A 17,959-nucleotide genomic window follows, 5' to 3' on the forward strand; every position below is an offset into this window, starting at 1 on the left:
ATTGATGGCGATCAATCCGGACTGGCTTGCTAAAGCGGAGGGAAACCGCGATTACCACCAAGGTGGTATGTGATGCTATTTTTTAATTTTATGTTTTATAAGCTTTTTTTCCTAAAAAGCCGTCATCATGGAAGGATTTGTTAACAAAGGAGGTATTAAGGGGTAGAGCCGTTTCGCTGGCAAGCCGTCCCTTCCCGGCTCTGTGGCCAATATGAATCAAATCATCCATTAGTATGTTGTAACTAACGAGTAACGTAAAAAAAGGCGCCGCCCTGGGAGCGCGCCTTTTCAAACGTGATGATGAACGCGGCGGATTACTGACGCTTACGGCCGTATACCGCCCAGGTGATGATCACGCAGGCGATATAGAAGATCAGGAAGATTTTCATCGCGCCGGCCGGCGAACCGGTCAGATCCAGCGAGATACCGAACGCTTTCGGGATAAAGAAGCCGCCGATGGCGCCAATGGCGGAGATAAAGCCCAGCGCCGCCGCAGTATCGGTCGCCGCCTCGCGCATCGCTTGCGCTTCGCTGCCGCCCTGGGCCTTCACGCGGTCCATGGTCAGCTTACGGAAGATCACGGAGATCATCTGGAAGGTGGAGGCGCTCCCCAGCCCGGCGGTCAGGAACAGCACCATGAACACCGCGAAGAAGGCGATGAAGTTGCCGCCCTGGCCGTTGGTCGGCAGGGTCAGGAACAGCAGCGCGCAGAAGACAGCCATCATCACAAAGTTAACCAGCGTCACACGGGTCCCGCCGAGGCGGTCGGAAATCGCCCCGCCCATCGAACGTGCCAGCGCGCCAATAAAGGGGCCGAAGAAGGCGTAGTGCAGGATCTGCACGTCCGGGAACTGGGTTTTCGACAGCATGGCGAAGCCGGCGGAGAATCCGATGAAGGATCCGAAGGTCGCCAGATAGAGCAGCGCCATGATCCACAGGTGCAGGCGTTTGAGTACCGGCAGCTGTTCGCTCAGCGAGGCTTTAGAAGCCGACAGGTCGTTCATAAAGAACCACGCCGCCAGAGTGAAAATAATCAGGAAAGGTACCCAGATCCACGCGGCGTTTTCCAGATACAGCATTGAGCCGTCCGGCTGCTCGCTGCCGGTCCCGCCAAAAAAGGCAAACACTGAGACCGACACCACCAGCGGCGCGACCAGCTGCATCACGCTGACGCCCATATTACCAAGGCCGCCATTGACGCCGAGCGCCCCGCCCTGCTTCGCTTTCGGGAAGAAGAAGCTGATGTTAGCCATACTGGAGGCAAAGTTGGCCCCGGCGAAGCCGCACAGCAGCGAGATAATCACGAAGACGCTAAACGGCGTGGAAGTATCCTGGACCGCAAAGCCCAGCCAGACGCACGGAATAATCATGATCCCGGTGCTGAACGCCGTCCAGCGACGGCCGCCGAACAGCGGCACCATGAAAGCGTAAGGCACGCGCAATAAGGCGCCAGACAGCGCCGGCAGCGCGGTCAGCATAAACAGCTGATCGGTCGTAAACTGAAAGCCCACTTTGTTGAGATTAACGGCGACGGCGCTGAACAACATCCATACGCAGAACGCCAGTAACAGACAGGGAACGGAGATCCATAGATTACGGCTCGCCACACGGTGACCGCGCTGTTGCCAGAATTCAGGATCTTCAGGGCGCCAGTCGGTAATGACCGAGCGGTTAGCCTTCTCCGGTAGGGAAGATTGACTCATAGATACCTCTGATTATTCATATTTCCTGCCGCTACCTTAGGGGTTGCCCGGGGCGGTAAGTTGATATAAATCAAAGGAAAAGCGCGCACTAATTTGTGCAAAAATAAACCATGCTCCGAAGTGAGTAGAGAAAGGTGAGGAAAAAAGTGTGGTTTTTCACGCGGCTGCCGGGTTGCGTATAACCCCACCCCCAATAGCGCCTACCACCGACAATTAAGGAGTAACTCTTTAGGGGTATGGGTATACTCCAGGGGATAGCCGAGAATAAGCGCCACTCCCGGAGAGATCACCGGTCAGGAGCCACGCATTCCATGTTAAAACGTCTTTTTACTCCGCTGACGCTGGTCAATCAACTGGCGTTAATCGTGCTGCTCGCCACCATTATTGGCGTCGCCGGCATGGCGATCTCCGCGCGTCTGGTGAACGGCGTCCAGGGCAGCGCCCACGCGATTAACAAGGCCGGTTCATTGCGTATGCAAAGCTACCGGCTGCTGGCGGCGATCCCGCTGAATGAAAACGATCAAAAGCTGGTGGCGGACATGACCGCCACCGTCTTCAGCCCCGAGCTGCAGAATTCCGCCCGCCGCGACGGCCAGGAACAACAGTTAAAAGCGCTGCAGCAATACTGGCAGCAGGCGCTGGCCCCCGGCATGCAGCGTGCGGTTAACCAGGCGGAAGTGGCCCAGGATGTCGCCGACTTTGTCGATCGTATCGACCAGCTGGTCACCGCATTCGACCACACCACCGAGCAGCGTATCGAGCGGGTAGTCTGGATCCATCGCATTCTCGCCATTGGTATGGCGCTGCTGCTGATTTTTACCATCATCTGGTTACGCGCGCGCCTGCTGCGGCCGTGGAAACAGCTGCTGGGCATGGCGCGGGCGGTCAGCCAGCGCGATTTCACCCAGCGGGCGCACATCAGCGGGCGTAACGAAATGGCGACCCTCGGCATGGCGCTGAATAACATGTCGGAAGAGCTGGCGGAAAGCTACGCGGTGCTCGAGCGGCGGGTGCAGGAGAAGACCGCCGGGCTGGAACAGAAGAACGAGATCCTTGCTTTCTTATGGCAGGCCAATCGCCGGCTGCATGCCAGCGCCCCGCTCTGCGAGCGGATTTCACCGGTACTGAATGGCCTGCAGGGTCTGACGCTGCTGCGCGATATCGAGGTACGGGTTTACGACCTGGAAGACGAAGATAATCACCAGGAGTTTACCTGCCACTCGGATGATGAGTGTGATGATAAAGGCTGCTACCTCTGCCCACGCAATCTGCCGCCGCTGCCGGATGGCGGAACAACGCTGAAGTGGCGGCTGTCGGATGCGCATAATCAGTACGGCATTCTGCTGGCGACGCTGCCGGTTGGCCGCCATCTCAGCCACGACCAGCAGCAGCTGGTGGACACTCTGGTGGAACAACTGACCAGTACCCTGGCGCTGGACCGCCATCAGGAGAAACAGCAGCAGCTGATCGTCATGGAAGAGCGGGCCACTATCGCCCGCGAGCTGCACGACTCCATCGCCCAGTCGCTGTCCTGTATGAAGATGCAGGTCAGCTGTCTGCAGATGCAGGGCGACGCCTTACCGGCGGAGAGCCGCCAGCTGCTGGGGCAGATACGCAACGAGCTGAATACCTCCTGGGCCCAGCTGCGGGAGCTGTTAACCACTTTCCGCCTGCAACTGACCGAGCCGGGACTGCGCCCGGCGCTGGAGGCCAGCTGTCAGGAGTACAGCGCCCACTTCGGCTTTACGGTACAGCTTGATTATCAGCTTCCGCCGCGCTTTGTGCCATCGCATCAGGCCATTCACCTGCTGCAGATCGCCCGCGAAGCGTTAAGCAACGCCCTGAAGCATGCCAGCGCGACGGAAGTGACCGTGACGGTGTCACAACGCGATAATCAGGTCCGTCTGGTGGTGGCGGATAACGGCCGCGGCGTGCCGGATCACGCCGAGCGGAGTAACCATTACGGTTTAATTATTATGCGGGATCGCGCCCAGAGCTTGCGCGGTGACTGTCAGGTACGACGCCGGGAAACCGGCGGGACCGAAGTGATCGTCACGTTTATCCCGGAAAAAACGTTTTCCATCCAATAAGGAGACCCCCATGAGTCAACAGGAACGGGCAACCATCCTTCTCATTGACGACCATCCGATGCTGCGCACCGGCGTGAAACAGTTGATCAGCATGGCGCCGGACATCCAGGTGATTGGCGAGGCCAGCAATGGCGCGCAAGGTATCGAGCTGGCGGAATCGCTGGATCCGGACCTGATCCTGCTCGACCTCAATATGCCGGGCATGAATGGCCTGGAAACGCTGGACAAACTGCGTGAGAAATCGCTTTCTGGCCGGGTGGTGGTCTTTAGCGTCTCCAACCATGAAGAGGACGTTGTCACCGCCCTGAAGCGCGGCGCCGATGGCTATCTGCTGAAAGATATGGAGCCGGAAGATCTGCTGAAAGCGCTGCAGCAGGCCGCCGCCGGAGAGATGGTATTAAGCGAAGCGTTAACCCCGGTGCTGGCCGCCAGCCTGCGCGCTAACCGCGCCACCTCCGATCGCGACATCAGCCAGCTGACCCCGCGCGAGCGCGACATCCTCAAGCTGATCGCCCAGGGACTACCGAACAAAATGATCGCCCGTCGCCTGGATATCACCGAAAGCACCGTCAAAGTACACGTGAAGCACATGCTGAAGAAAATGAAGCTCAAATCCCGGGTGGAAGCCGCGGTATGGGTCCACCAGGAGCGAATTTTCTAAGGCGAGTCCGTCCAGGAGACGCCTGGCGTGGTGAACTTGACCAGCGGCTCGGTCAGCGCCAGAGCGATCTCATTGGAGGAGACGCGCTGCCCCTGTTTATCCTCCACCACCACCGACAGGCGCCAGCGGTTCGCGGCGCCCGGTTCACTGTTCCACACCGGCATAATGACGCTCCAGCCATCCGCGCTGCTGGCATCCACCGGCGGCGTCAGGCTGAGGGCCTGGGTGTCACCCTGCCAGTGCAGCGCCTTGATGCCATGCAGACTATGGATCTGCAGCTTCAACTGCACCGTCTCCCCGGACTGCAGATCCCAGGGCGGCGTGGCCAGATAGACTGTCAGATTTTTGCGCTGACGATACTCCACCACCGGCAGATTATCCCGCTCCGGACTATCGAAGCGGCTCCCGCGCAGCGAATTGCTGATCGCTACCTCGTCTGCGGCCAGCTGCTGCTTAAGGGGGACGCCAAAGCGATAGTTTAGCTTCAGGCCCACATTGTTCTGGCTGACGCCATTTTCCCCCTGCTTATGCTTAGCGGTAACGGTGACCAGCGGGACCGGGGTGTAATTGAGCCCAACGGAGACGGCTACCGGGTTATGGTAGCCGGTACCGGTGTGAAAAAGATCGACGCTATCGCCGAAGTACTGTTCGACGCTGACGCTGGTATTAATGTGCTGGTAGAACGGTAGCCGCGCCTGGGCGGTGACGTCATACCCTGCGGCCATCCGCTGCTCCTGAGTCTGATTATCGCGCAGTTGCCAGTCGCCCAGCGGATGGTAATAGTTTGCCGACAGGCGAAGATATTCTCCCCACGCCTCCGCGCCGACGCTGCCGCGCGCCAGGCTTTCGCTCAACACTTTGTCGTAAAACGAGTTATAGCCCAGCAGCCAGCCACCGACCCGCCAGCGCTGACCAAACCCGATGTTGCCCACCAGATCGTTCTCGCGCCGGGTCACCGAATACTGGTTCCACGTCAGGTAACGGTCGTTATCCTGCAACGGCACGAACCAGCTCCCTTTACTGCCGGTGAATTTGCCCTCTTTATCGACCAGCAGGTCGACATTGGCGTTGCCCCACGGCGAGAGCCAGCTCTCCAGCTGATGGCTCACTTCATTGCCGATTTTACTGATGGCGAACAGCTGCGCCTGCTCGCCCGCCGTCAGGCCGTTATCGCTCATGCTGGCCTCGCCAAACTTCTTCGCCACCTCAGCAAAGTGCCGGGCGTCGTCATCGACCTGGGGAGCAATCCCCATATCGGGCAGCGGATCTTGCGCTGGCGCGGGGCGAGTGGTGTCGCTGGCGGTCAGCGCCCAGACGGGAACGCCCGGCAGCAGCAGGAGACAGGTGAACGTTGGCAACAAACGGAAGGACACAGGCATCAACAGATTTTGAGCAGGCTCACAAAAATGGGAAGAAATGTTAGTTTATCGTTTTTTCCCTGCTCCCGCAGCCCTGTGGGCAATTCCAGGAATATACTGAAACCGGTTGGGCAAGGTGTCGCCCAACCGGAGCCGTCGCTGCGCGCCACCGTTACGCCTGGGTTCGGGTTCGTTGCGCCGCCAGCAGCGCGTTGAGTTCCGGCACGCAGGAGCCGCAGTTGGTCCCGCATTTCAGCTTTCCACCCAGCGCCCCGACGCTGGCGCAGCCGCTGGCGATAGCCTCGTTAATTGACCGTTCCCCCACGGCAAAGCAGCTACAGACGATCCGCCCCCGCGGGGCGACGGCGGCGCCCGGTCGGCCGCTAAGCAACGCATGTCGTTGGACGGCATCGGACGGCGGCGCGGCAAAGGCGGCGCTTATCCATGCGCTATCCACCGCCGGCTCGCGCGCATCGCTCCACCAGCCGAGCATCAGCCTCCCCTGATGCCAGGCCAGCAGGTTCCATACCGCGCCGCCGTCAGCCACCTGTAGCTGCCAGCCGCGCTGCGCGCACCACGCGCTGATCCACTGTCGGGCAGACGCCTCCCCGGCCAGCGAATAGTGCAGCACGCCAGGCGCTGCCCGCTGCCGCCAGTGCCAGGCCGCTGGAAACGGCAGCGGTTCGCGACAAAGCAGCTCGCTGTGCCAGGCCGGTTGCCAGGCGGCGATGGCCACCGCCGCCTGTTTACTTTCCGGCTGGCCGGAATACGGGTCGGTGACGGCGGCCAGCAGGTTATTCACCCGCCCCTGACGGGCAAACTGATTGTTCCAGTGCATCGGAACAAACAGCGAGCCGGGGCGCTGCCCTTCACTGATCGTCACTTTCGCCACCATCACCCCATGCCGCGACCAGATCCGCGCCAGCCCGTCGGCGGGAAGCTGGTAGCGAACGGCATCCTGCGGCGCCACCTCCACCACCGGCTCCGCGATGTGCTGCATCAGCCGCGGCACCGTGCCGGTACGGGTCATGGTGTGCCACTGATCGCGGATCCGCCCGCTGTTGAGGATCAGCGGATAAAAGACATCGGTTGTCGCCCGGGTCGGTTGAGGCGTCACCGGCACCATCCGCAGCCTGCCATCGCCATGCCAGCCGCGCGCGATATCCCAGGCGGCCTCGCTGCGACTGACCGGCCAGCGCACCGGCGCCATAGCCTCCCACGCCTCACGGCTGAGATCCGCCAGCGCGCCGATATCAAACGCCCGCTGACCGTCGTTTTCGAAACCGGACAGCGCTGCATGCTCGCGGAAGACGTCATGCGGATGCTGCCAGGCAAACGCCTCGCGATACCCTAGCGCCTGCCCCACTCTGGCGATGATCCACCAGTCCGCTTTCGCCTCCCCCGGCGGCGGCAGAAAGCTGCGCTGACGGGAGATCCGCCGCTCCGAGTTGGTGACCGTGCCATTCTTCTCGCCCCAGGCCAGCGCCGGAAAGCGGATGTGGGCGAAACGCCCGGTATCGGTCTGGGCGGCGACATCCGAGACGATCACCAGCGGACAGGCGGCCAGCGCCTGGCTCACCGCGTGGCTGTCAGGGAGCGACACCACCGGGTTGGTGCCCATGATCCACACCGCTTTGACCTCGCCGCGGCCAATGGCGGCAAACAGCTCCACGGCGGTCAGCCCTGGGGTCTGCGCCAGCCGTTCCGTCCCCCAGAAGCGGGCCAGCCGCTGCAGATCGGCTGGCACAAAATCCATGTGCGCGGCCAGCATCGTCGCCAGCCCGCCGACTTCGCGGCCGCCCATGGCGTTGGGTTGACCGGTCAGCGAAAAGGGGCCGCAGCCGGGGCGGCCATACTTCCCGCTGGCCAGATGGACGTTGATGATGGCGTTACATTTGTCGCTGCCGCTGGCGGATTGATTGATTCCCATGGTGTAGAGGGTGATCGCCCGCGGGGCGGCGATAAACTCGCGATAGAAGGCCGACACCTCATCGACAGTCAGGCCGCAAAAATCCGCTACCTTCGCCACGTCCCAGCCTCTCGCCTCGGCCAGCGCCTGTGAGCCATCGCGAAAGCCGTCGATGCAGGCTCCGGCCTCCGCCACGGCGTTAAGCAGCCCCACGAACAGCCCACCGTCGCTCCCCGGGGCCAGCGCCAGATGGCGGTCGGCGATCTCGCAGGTGGCGGTGCGCCGGGGGTCGATCACCACGATCCGCAGTCGGGGATTATCCCGCTTCGCCTGCGCCAGCCGCTGGAACAGCACCGGGTGCGCCCAGGCGGCGTTCGAGCCGACCAGCACCACCAGATCGCTGTTTTCCACATCCTCATAGCTACAGGGCACCACATCGGCGCCAAAGGCCCGTTTGTAGCCGGTCACCGCCGACGACATGCACAGCCGCGAATTGGTGTCGATGTTCGCCGCGCCGATAAATCCCTTCATCAGCTTGTTGGCGGCATAGTAATCCTCGGTTAACAGCTGGCCAGAGGCGTAGAAGGCCACCGCCTGCGGGCCGTGCTGGTCGATAACCTGTTGCAGGCGCGCAGCGGTCTCCGCCAGCGCCTGCGGCCAGGCTACTTGCTGGCCGTCGACCTCCGGCGCCAGCAGCCGCCCCGCCAGGCCCGTGGTCTCCCCGAGGGCCGCCCCTTTGACGCACAGGCGGCCGAGGTTGGCCGGGTGCTGATCGTCGCCGCGCACGCTCACCTGCCCCGCATCGTCCACGCTCGCCAGCACCCCGCAGCCTACGCCGCAGTAGGGGCAGGTCGTTCGGATGGTCTGCATCAGGAGGCCTCCGCTCGGGCCAGCAGCTGCTGGCTGCCCACCCACACTTTGCCGTTTTCCACTTTCACCGGCCAGGCGCGTACCGCCTGTTCACTGCCGTCGCACGGCCAGCCGTCGCGCAGGCGGATCCGCTGTTTGTACAGCGGGGAAATCACCACCGGCTCGCCGCCGACGTCCCCTAACAGCCCGCGTGACAGCACGTTGGCCGCGCTGCCCGGCTCGCGGTTGTCCAGGGCGTAGACCCGATCGCCAAAGCGGAACAGGGCAATCTGCCGCTCCCCTAAGCGGGCGCCGATCCCCGCCTGCGCCGGGATGGCGTCAAGGTCGCATACCGCCTGCCACGGCCGGGATGGGAGTTCGCCCTCGGGCAACGTCTCAGTCTGTAACAGCTGCGGCTGACCACGCAGCTCGTGGCGCTGCACCGCCTCGTCCGGCTGGTCGCTGTTCACGAAGGAGCGGAACAGCGCCAGACGCTGCGGATCGTTGAGGGTGGTCTGCCACTCGCACTGGTAGCTGTCGACGATCCGGGCCATCTCCTGCTCCAGCTCCTCGCCAATGCCGAGACTATCCTCCAGCACCACCTGCCGCAGATAGGCGACGCCGCCCTCCAGGTTATCCATCCAGGTGCTGGTCCGCTGCAGGCGATCGGCGGTACGGATATAGAACATCAGCAGACGATCGATGCTGCGGATCAGCGTCGCTTCGTCGAGATCGCTGGCAAACAGGTCGGCGTGACGCGGTTTCATCCCGCCGTTGCCGCAGACGTACAGATTCCAGCCTTTATCGGTGGCAATCACTCCGATATCTTTCCCCTGGGCTTCGGCGCATTCGCGGGTGCAGCCGGAGACCGCCATCTTGATTTTGTGCGGGGCGCGCAGCCCTTTATAGCGATGCTCGAGCCGCACGGCGAGCCCGGTGGAATCCTGCACGCCGTAGCGACACCAGGTTGAGCCGACGCAGGATTTCACCGTGCGCAGCGACTTGCCGTAGGCGTGGCCGGTTTCAAACCCGGCGTCGGCCAGCTCGCGCCAGATAGCCGGCAGCTGTTCCAGCCGCGCGCCAAACAGATCGATACGCTGGCCGCCGGTCACTTTGCTGTAGAGCTGGTAACGTTTGGCGATCTGCCCGATAGCGATCAGCCCGTCCGGCGTCACTTCCCCTGCCGCCATCCGCGGCACCACCGAATAGGTTCCGTCCTTCTGAATGTTGGCGAAATAGCGGTCGTTGGTATCCTGCAGCGGCAGGTGCGCCGGCTTCAGCAGGTACTCGTTCCAGCAGGAGGCCAGCACCGAGGCCACCAGCGGTTTGCAGACATCACAGCCGTGTCCCTGGCCGTAGCGGCTAATCAATTGCTCGAAGGTATGGATATGATTGACCCGTACCAGGTGGTAGATCTCCTGGCGCGACCACGGGAAATGCTCGCAGACGTCTTTTTTCACTTCGACGCCCTGCTCCGCCAGCTGGTACTCCATCACCTGTTTCACCAGCGCGCTGCAGCCGCCGCAGCCGGTGGCCGCTCTGGTGCAGCTTTTTATCGCCGCCATATCCCCCGCCCCATTGTTCACCGCCTGGCAGATATCGCCTTTGCTGACATTATGGCAGGAGCAGATCGGCGCGCTGTCGGGCAGCGCCGCGACGCCGAGCGCCTTCGGCGCGGCGCCCTCCAGCGCGGGCAGGATCAGGCTCTCCGGACGCGGCGGCAGCGCCATGCCGTTCAGCATCATCTGCAGCAGCGTGGCATAGTCGCTGGCCTCCCCCACCAGCACGCCGCCAAGCAGGGTTTTGCCGTCCTGACTGACGACGATTTTTTTGTACACCTGCTGCGGACCATCGGTCCATTGATAGCTCTGGCAGCCCGGCGTGCGCCCCTGCGCATCGCCAAATGAGGCGACGTCCACCCCCAGCAGCTTCAGTTTGGTACTCATGTCGGCGCCGCTAAAGCAGGCGTCTTCTCCCGCGAGGGTGGCCGCGGCGATACGCGCCATCTGATAGCCCGGCGCCACCAGACCGTAAATTTTATTGTCCCACAGGGCGCATTCGCCTATCGCCAGCACGTCCGGGTCAGAGGTGCGGCACTGGCCGTCGATGTGAATGCCCCCGCGTTCGCCCACCTGCAGCATGCAACCGCGGGCCAGCGCGTCCTGCGGACGGATCCCCGCCGAGAAGACCACCATGTCGGTCCGCAGCGCGCCGCCGTCGGCAAAGTTCAGCCGCAGGCCGTCGGCCTCGCGCACGATGGCGGTGGTCGCTTTGCTGGTATGCACCCCCACGCCGAGGGCGACGATCTTCTCCCGCAGCATCGCCGCCCCGCCGTTATCCAGCTGGACGGCCATCAGGTTCGGGGCAAACTCCACTACGTGCGTGTCCAGCCCCAGCTGTTTCAGGGCGTTAGCCGCCTCCAGCCCGAGCAGGCCGCCGCCGATAACCACTCCGGTCTTCGCCGCGGCGGCATGGGCGGCGATACGGTCGAGATCGTCAAGAGTGCGGTAGACAAAGCACCCGTCGAGATCGTTGCCAGGGATCGGCGGAACAAAGGGATAGGAGCCGGTCGCCAGCACCAGTTTATCCCAGTGGGTTTCATGTCCCTCGGCGTCTCGCACCAGCCGCGCGTCGCGGTCGATCGTCGCCACCGCCTCGCCGAGGCGGAGTTCGATGCCGTGCTGGTGAAAGAAATCATCGGCCACCAGCGACAGCGATTGAGCGCTGCGCCCGGCGAAATATTCGGAGAGATGGACCCGGTCGTAGGCGGCGTAACGCTCTTCGCCAAACACCACGATTCGATATTGCTGATGCAGGTTGCGGCTCACGCATTGTTCGAGAAAATGGTGGCCGACCATGCCATGTCCCACCAGCACTAATACAGGTTTCGTCATCGTCATTATTCCTGCAGCCTGCGGCTGCGTTGAAGAGGGGTCAAAAAGCCAGTCCGCGGTGGCGGGCTCGTCGCTTTCCAGGCGCGCGGTGAGCGCGGCGGCGGCGGTGCAGTCGCCCATCAGCAGCACGCCGCGCAGGCGGCCGTCGCGCAGCAGCAGGCGACGGTAGTGGCGATCGATGGGGTCCCAGCTGGTATAGATGTCATCCTGTTCGCCGGCCTGCTGCTCCCCGACGCTAAAGAGTTCAATGCCGGTAACCTTCAGGCGGGTCCCGGCGTCCTGCCAGACAAAGCCCTCACCGGGGGCGCCGCACAGGCGATCCGCCAGTACCTCGGCCTGGCGCAGGCAGGGAGCCACCAGCCCCCAGGTCTGGCCGTCAATTTCGCAACATTCCCCGACGGCGCTGATCCCCGGCAGCGAGGCGGCCATCTGGCGGTCAACCACGATCCCCCGCTGACACAGCACGCCGCTCTGCGCCGCCAGACGGCTGTTAGGCTGCACGCCGGCGGCCAGCACCACTCTGGCAGCACGGAAAGCGCGCCCGTCCGCCAGCCGCACGCCATCCTCTTCGATGGCGGCGATCCGGCATTCCAGCACACAGCGGATGCCGCGCGCTTCAAGCTGCTGCCTGAGCTCATCGGCGGCAAAAGCGTCGGTCAGCGGCGCCATTAATCCGCTGCCGCGATGCAGAAGAGTGACCTCCCCGCCGTGGCGACGCAGCGCCGCCGCTGCTTCCACACCGAGTACTCCGCCGCCAATCACCACCGCCGGCCCGGGTATCGCCAGAATACGTTCCACGTCCGCCAGGGTGCGGAAGGGGATAACCTGCGGACGATCACTGCCCGGCAGCGGCGGGATAAAGGGCCGCGAACCGGTGGCGAACACCAGCTCGTCCCACGGCAGCCAGGTTTCCGCGATGCGCAGCCGCCGTTGCTCAACATCGACTTCATCGACCGCCTCGCCGGACCGCAGGCACACCCCGTGCCGGGTGTACCACTCCGCCGGCAGCAATGGGAGCTGCGCCGCCGTTTTTTCGCCAGCCAGCAGCGGCGAGAGCTGAATGCGGTTATAGGCCGGGTGCGGCTCGTCGCCGACGACAGTAATGGCAAACCGCGCGGGGTCGCGCTCAACCAGTCGCTGCACCAGTCGGGTGGCCGCCATGCCGTTACCGATCACCACCAGTCGCCGCGTCATGACCGCCTCCTTACGCCGCTTTCGGCTGTTTTTCATACAAAAAATGCAGGATCTGCTGGCGCAGATGGTGATACCGGCTGTCGTCCGCCAGCTGAACGCGGTGACGCGGACGCGGCAGATCGACCGCGAGGATCTCACCGACCGTCGCCGCCGGACCGTTGGTCATCATCAGCACCCGATCCGAGAGCAGCACCGCTTCATCAACGTCGTGGGTGATCATGACGATGGTGGTATTAAGCTCCTGCTGGATATGCATCACCGTGTCCTGAAGGTGAGCGCGGGTCAGCGCATCCAGGGCGCCGAAGGGCTCATCAAGCAACAGCACCTTCGGCTTCATCGCCAGCGCCCGGGCGATACCTACCCGCTGCTTCATGCCGCCGGAGATCTCCCCGGGCCGTTTGTGCAGCGCATGCCCCATCTGCACGCGCGCCAGGTTGTGTTCGATCCACTCCCGGCGCTCACTCTTGCTCATGGTGCGACGGAACACCTGATCCACCGCCAGCGCCACATTATCGAAACAGCTCAGCCACGGCAGCAGCGAGTGGTTCTGGAAAACCACCGCCCGCTCCGGCCCGGGCCCGGCGATTTCCCGGTTATCACACAGCAGTCCGCCCTCGGTGGGCGTCGTGATCCCGGCGATCAGATTCAGCAGGGTCGATTTTCCGCAGCCCGAGTGGCCGATCAGACTGATGGTCTCCCCTTCGACGATATCGAAGGAGACATTCTGCAGCGCCAGGAACTCGCCGCTGGCAGTGTTAAAGCGCTGGCTGACGGCCTGCACCTGAATTAATGGTTTCATGTTGGCTCCTTATTTGTCCTGCCAGCTAAAGCGGCGGGCGAGCAGCATCAGACCCTGCTCCAGCAGCAGGCCGACGACGCCGATAATGACGATGGCGATGATGATGTTTTCCACATTGAGGTTGTTCCACTCGTTCCAGATCCAGAAGCCGATCCCCAGCCCGCCGGTGAGCATTTCCGCCGCCACGATCACCAGCCAGGCGATGCCGATGGAGAGACGCACGCCGGTGAGCACCGCCGGCAGCACCGCCGGAAAGAGAATTTTGCGCATCACCGTCCACTCTGAGAGCTGGAGGACGCGGGCGACGTTGAGATAGTCCTGCGGGATCCGCCGCACGCCTTCCGCGGTGTTGATCACCATCGGCCAGATGGAGCAGATAAAAATGGTCCAGCTGGAGGCCGGCTCCGCCTTCTGGAACAGCAGCAGGCCAATCGGCAGCCAGGCCAGCGGGCTGACCGGGCGCAGCAGGGCAATCAGCGGATTAAACATGCGGGCGAAGAACAGCGAACGGCCGATCAAAAACCCCAGCGGAATGCCCGCCAGCGCCGCCAGGCCGAAGCCCACCGCCACGCGCTGCAGGGAGGCCAGCACGTTCCAGCCGATGCCCATGTCATTGGGCCCGTCCTGATAGAACGGATCGGCAAACAGCGTCAGCGCCGAGTCCAGCGTGCTCAGCGGCGTGGGAAAACCTTTGCTGTGCATCGCCGCCAGCTGCCAGGCCAGCAGCAGCACCCCCAACCCCAACAGCGGAGGCAGCAGGCGCTGAATGAGCTCACGCAGCCAGCGCGTGACGGTTGGCGTGGTGCGCCGGACCTGCACCGGCGGCAGGATAATCACTTCGCCAGGCGCGTTCTCCACGCTGACGACCGGTTGCTTACGTTGTGCCTGCTTCATCTCATGCCCCCTTACGTTGAATGGCAAAATGGCGGGCGTAGCCTTCCGGGTCAGACCCGTTCCAGACCGTACCGTCCATCAGTGTGCTGCTGCGCATCGTGGCTGCCGGGGCGCTGATCCCGCCGACCGCCTGGGCGGCAGCCTGCCAGACGTCGATGCGGTTAATGCGCGACGCCACCGCGAGGTAATCCGGAGCCTGCTTCAGCAGTCCCCAGCGGCGGAACTGGGTGAGGAACCACATTCCGTCCGACAACCAGGGGAAACTCACCTCGCCCCCGGCCCAGAAGCGCATCGGATGGGCATCCTGCCAGCGGCGGCCAAGGCCGTTGTCATACTCCCCCAGCATCCGGCCGGTGAGGTACTGTTCCTTGGTATTGAGCCAGCCACGTCTGGCGAGCAGGCGGGCCGTCTCCTGAGTGTTCTCCGGCGAGGCGGCGATCCAGCGCTGCGCCTCCATCAGGGCCGCCACCAGCGCGCGGGCGGTGTTCGGGTTACGTTCCACCCAGTCGCGACGGGTGCCCAGCACCTTTTCCGGATGCTCGGGCCAGATATCCTGGGAAGTGGCCGCGGTGAAGCCAATGCGGTCGTTAATGGCGCGCGCGTTCCACGGCTCGCCGACGCAAAAGCCGCTCATATTGCCGATGCGCATGTTCATCACCATCTGCGGCGGCGGCACCACGACGGTGCGCACATCGTTAAAGGGATCGATGCCGGCGCTCGCCAGCCAGTAGTAGAGCCACATGGCATGGGTGCCGGTGGGAAAGGTATGGGCGAAGGTGTAGCTGCCCGGCGCGCTGCGGTCGATCAGCCGTTTCAGCCCGCCGAGGTCGGTTACCCCTTTCTCCTGCAATTCACCGGAGAGGGTGATGGCCTGACCATTGCGGTTGAGGGTCATCAGATTAGCCATCGCCTGCGGCTTGCTGGCGATCCCCAGTTCAAGACCGTACAGCAGGCCGTAGAGAATATGCGCCGCGTCCAGCTCGCCGGCCACCAGCTTGTCGCGCACCGCCGCCCAGCTGGCTTCCTTACTCGCCACCAGGGTGATGCCATACTTTTTGTCAAACCCCTTCGCCGCGGCGATAGCCAGCGGCGCGCAATCGGTCAGTGGAATAAATCCGACCCGCACGCGGGTTTGCTCCGGTTTGTCCGATCCGCCGGCCCATGCGGCCTGCATCACCCCCGGCAGCAGCATCGCGCCGCCCAGCGCGGCCCCTGCCTGCAGCAAGCGCCGCCGGGAAATTGAAAACTTGTCGCTCATATCCGCTCCACCACGCGCAAAAAAAAAGCGTCCGACAGTGCATACGCACTGCAGGACGCCTTTATCCACGGACACCCGAACCGCCATTGGTTCGTTGTCCGGACTTTTATTCACTCAATAAGTAATGCAAACGGGATGCCAGCTTTGGCAATGGCGCACTGGCAGGCTTTTTCCCTACGCTGGCCGGTTTTTCACGTAAAAGTGCACCGCCGACAGGCAGAGAATGCCCATCGATTGTGCATCTACTCCTTTGGTGTTAGCGGCCAAATCGCCTTCACCATCAGCAGCGCGCGGGCTATCTCAACCATGCGCTGATTTTTGTCCATGGCCATCTTGCGCAGCGTCTGCCAGGCCTGCTCCTCCTGCATTCCCTGGTGCGTCATCAGCAGGCTTTTCGCTTTTTCGATCAGCTTGCGTTCTTCGAGCGCGTCTTTCAGCGAGGCCAGCTGGCTGGAGAGCTGCTGCAGCTCATAGGCCTGCTGGCGCACCAGCGGCAGCAGCTGTTTATCCAGATGCGGCGTCAGGGTATCGACTTCCTCGCCGGCCAGCCAGCCAGGCGCGTCGTCCACTAACAGCGCGTCGGTGGCGTTCAGCAGATCGTCGATCAATTGCTCTTCCACTTCGCGCAGGTGTTCAAGCCGCTGGGTTTGCAGGCCAAACCAGCGCAGCGCCGTTTCCCCGCCGTCGGCGGCCGGCTGGCGGGTACAGGCGATCCGCCGCAGTTGCTCAATGTCCAGGCCGGCCTGGCATTGGGTGATAAACAGCTGGACGGTCGCCGGGCTGCCCAGCGCCTGAAAGCTATCGAAGCAGGGCTGCTGACCGTCAATACGGTCCACCAACTGCTGGCGCAGGCTGTCGCTGAACTCGCCGCGGGTAAAGCCCAGAGCGCCCAGCGCGCGCTCCTGACCCACCAGCTCTTTACCCTGCATAAAGCTGTACAGCGCGACCATGCGGCCGGCCACCGGCGGATCGTCAATGCTGTCATTGAGCTGCGGGACGATGTTCAGCAGATGGCGGATGACACGGCTGAACTGCTCCGTCGCGGCTTCCGCGGCAATCTGCCGGCAGGCGATCTGCTCACGCAGCGCCGGAAGCTGCAGCAGATCGCCAACCGCCCTGGCGATGCGCCAGCACAGCGCGCTGCCGGCGACCGTACGTGCCCGTTCGAGGCTGGCATAGAACAGCGCTAACCGCTCATCAACCAGCGCCCCGCCCGCCCGACACTCCGCCGCATACAGTTGGCCGCCCGAGCAAAGAAAAATATTCGATGCCCCGCGCTCACACTGCAGCATATGCACCAGCGCGCTGAGCTGGCTGGCCAGTTCCCCCAGTTGGCTAAGCTGCTGAAGTTGTTGTTTTTGCAGGCGACGCGCCAGCTGCAGCCAGGCCGTCTCATCGTGCACGTGACCAGTCGTATTATTCATACCCCTCCTCCGGGTTAACGCTTTATACTGCGGTAAAGCAATAACCGTGCCTTTAAGAAGGAGTTTGTATGCAACGTATTGTGATTATCGCCAACGGCGCCGCCTATGGCAGCGAATCCCTGTTCAACAGCCTGCGCCTGGCCATTGCCCTGCGCGAGCAACAGTCCGACCTCGATCTCAAGCTGTTTCTGATGTCCGACGCCGTCACCGCCGGGCTGCGCGGGCAGAAGCCGGCGGAAGGATATAATGTGCAGCAGATGCTGGAGATCCTCACCGCCCAGCAGGTGCCGGTGAAGTTGTGCAAAACCTGCGCGGACGGCCGCGGCGTCAGCGCGCTACCGCTGATTGACGGCGTGGAGGTCGGTACTCTGGTTGAGCTGGCCCAGTGGACGCTGGCGGCAGATAAAGTGCTGACCTTCTGAATGTAGGCCGTCGAACGGGATGAAATGTCACGTATTGGCGCTTGAAGAGACAAAAAAAACGTTAGCTGAATGCTTTCAGGAACAACGTCATTTTTGTTTAATCTTTATCCCTTTTTTTGATCAAAATCAGCATCCCGGCCCGCGCCGTTTGGTGTGATGCACAGAGCAAAGTGTGAACAATATCACGCGAGGACTGGGTGGGCAGGATGCTGTAGCGGGACAGAAACGGGGTACAAAAATGGCGATGGTTAAAGCAAGTTTGACGTTATTTGGTGGTGACACACTGGTGGTGCGGTGTTCAGAGCGCTGCCATATTCATCTAATGAGCGCGAAGGTCCCGGGCGATAGCCATGCGGATATTCTGAGCGTGCAGGATCGGGATAGCGCCTATCTGACGGTGCCCTACAGCGGCACCTGGAACGTGCTTATCGACAGTCACAGCCAGTCACTGGAGCACTCCATCAGCTACGTTCCGGCCTGACAGTTACTATCAGAACACACGCC

General features: G+C 62.6%; 12 protein-coding genes. 4 read left to right on the forward strand and 8 right to left on the reverse strand.

The window, feature by feature from the left end; translation table 11 throughout:
• Positions 1–314: 314 nt before the first annotated feature.
• Positions 315–1,703 carry a NarK family nitrate/nitrite MFS transporter gene (locus AS136_RS14090; protein WP_023322852.1) on the reverse strand — a complete coding sequence of 463 codons (1,389 nt, stop codon included), beginning with the start codon at positions 1,701–1,703 and terminating at the stop codon, positions 315–317.
• A 311-nt stretch (positions 1,704–2,014) separates the two neighbouring features.
• On the opposite strand from AS136_RS14090, the gene narX reads away from it, so the two are divergent.
• Together narX and narL are read left to right on the forward strand one after the other, a co-directional pair.
• Positions 2,015–3,793: a nitrate/nitrite two-component system sensor histidine kinase NarX gene (gene narX / locus AS136_RS14095; protein ID WP_008804401.1), complete on the forward strand. Its 1,779-nt coding sequence runs from the start codon at positions 2,015–2,017 to the stop codon at positions 3,791–3,793.
• 10 nt (positions 3,794–3,803) lie between these two features.
• Positions 3,804–4,454 carry a two-component system response regulator NarL gene (gene narL / locus AS136_RS14100; RefSeq protein ID WP_002910198.1) on the forward strand — a complete coding sequence of 217 codons (651 nt, stop codon included), beginning with the start codon at positions 3,804–3,806 and terminating at the stop codon, positions 4,452–4,454.
• Here narL and AS136_RS14105 read toward each other — a convergent pair.
• From AS136_RS14105 to nasR, 7 genes are all read right to left on the reverse strand, one after another.
• Positions 4,451–5,833, reverse strand: a complete 1,383-nt coding sequence (locus tag AS136_RS14105) for a YchO/YchP family invasin (RefSeq protein ID WP_023322853.1) — start codon at positions 5,831–5,833, stop codon at positions 4,451–4,453. The two genes, narL and AS136_RS14105, sit on opposite strands and share 4 nt — an antisense overlap.
• 151 nt (positions 5,834–5,984) lie before the next feature.
• Complete coding sequence (locus AS136_RS14110; protein ID WP_023322854.1) at positions 5,985–8,591, reverse strand: nitrate reductase; 2,607 nt, start codon at positions 8,589–8,591, stop codon at positions 5,985–5,987.
• Positions 8,591–12,658: a nitrite reductase large subunit NirB gene (gene nirB, locus AS136_RS14115; RefSeq protein WP_023322855.1), complete on the reverse strand. Its 4,068-nt coding sequence runs from the start codon at positions 12,656–12,658 to the stop codon at positions 8,591–8,593. Before nirB ends, AS136_RS14110 begins: the two co-directional genes overlap by 1 nt.
• A gap of 10 nt (positions 12,659–12,668) precedes the next feature.
• Positions 12,669–13,457, reverse strand: a complete 789-nt coding sequence (locus AS136_RS14120) for an ABC transporter ATP-binding protein (protein WP_004145418.1) — start codon at positions 13,455–13,457, stop codon at positions 12,669–12,671.
• A 9-nt stretch (positions 13,458–13,466) separates the two neighbouring features.
• Positions 13,467–14,351: a nitrate ABC transporter permease gene (ntrB, locus tag AS136_RS14125; protein ID WP_008804396.1), complete on the reverse strand. Its 885-nt coding sequence runs from the start codon at positions 14,349–14,351 to the stop codon at positions 13,467–13,469.
• A gap of 1 nt (position 14,352) precedes the next feature.
• On the reverse strand, positions 14,353–15,609 hold the full coding sequence (locus AS136_RS14130) for a CmpA/NrtA family ABC transporter substrate-binding protein (RefSeq protein ID WP_032733486.1): 1,257 nt from the start codon (positions 15,607–15,609) through the stop codon (positions 14,353–14,355).
• 242 nt (positions 15,610–15,851) lie between these two features.
• Positions 15,852–17,033 (reverse strand): nitrate regulatory protein NasR, encoded by a 1,182-nt coding sequence (gene nasR, locus AS136_RS14135; RefSeq protein WP_023322857.1) that lies wholly within the window; start codon positions 17,031–17,033, stop codon positions 15,852–15,854.
• A gap of 68 nt (positions 17,034–17,101) precedes the next feature.
• Here nasR and AS136_RS14140 point away from each other — a divergent pair, with 68 nt between their 5' ends.
• Both AS136_RS14140 and AS136_RS14145 read left to right on the forward strand, forming a co-directional pair.
• Positions 17,102–17,455 carry a DsrE/DsrF/TusD sulfur relay family protein gene (locus AS136_RS14140; protein ID WP_012541343.1) on the forward strand — a complete coding sequence of 118 codons (354 nt, stop codon included), beginning with the start codon at positions 17,102–17,104 and terminating at the stop codon, positions 17,453–17,455.
• Positions 17,456–17,693: 238 nt separating this feature from the next.
• Positions 17,694–17,936, forward strand: coding sequence for a DUF1883 domain-containing protein (locus AS136_RS14145; RefSeq protein ID WP_002910387.1), 243 nt, complete (start codon positions 17,694–17,696; stop codon positions 17,934–17,936).
• Positions 17,937–17,959: the final 23 nt, after the last annotated feature.

The organism is Klebsiella sp. D5A, assembly GCF_001620885.1.
Taxonomy (GTDB): domain Bacteria; phylum Pseudomonadota; class Gammaproteobacteria; order Enterobacterales; family Enterobacteriaceae; genus Klebsiella; species Klebsiella variicola.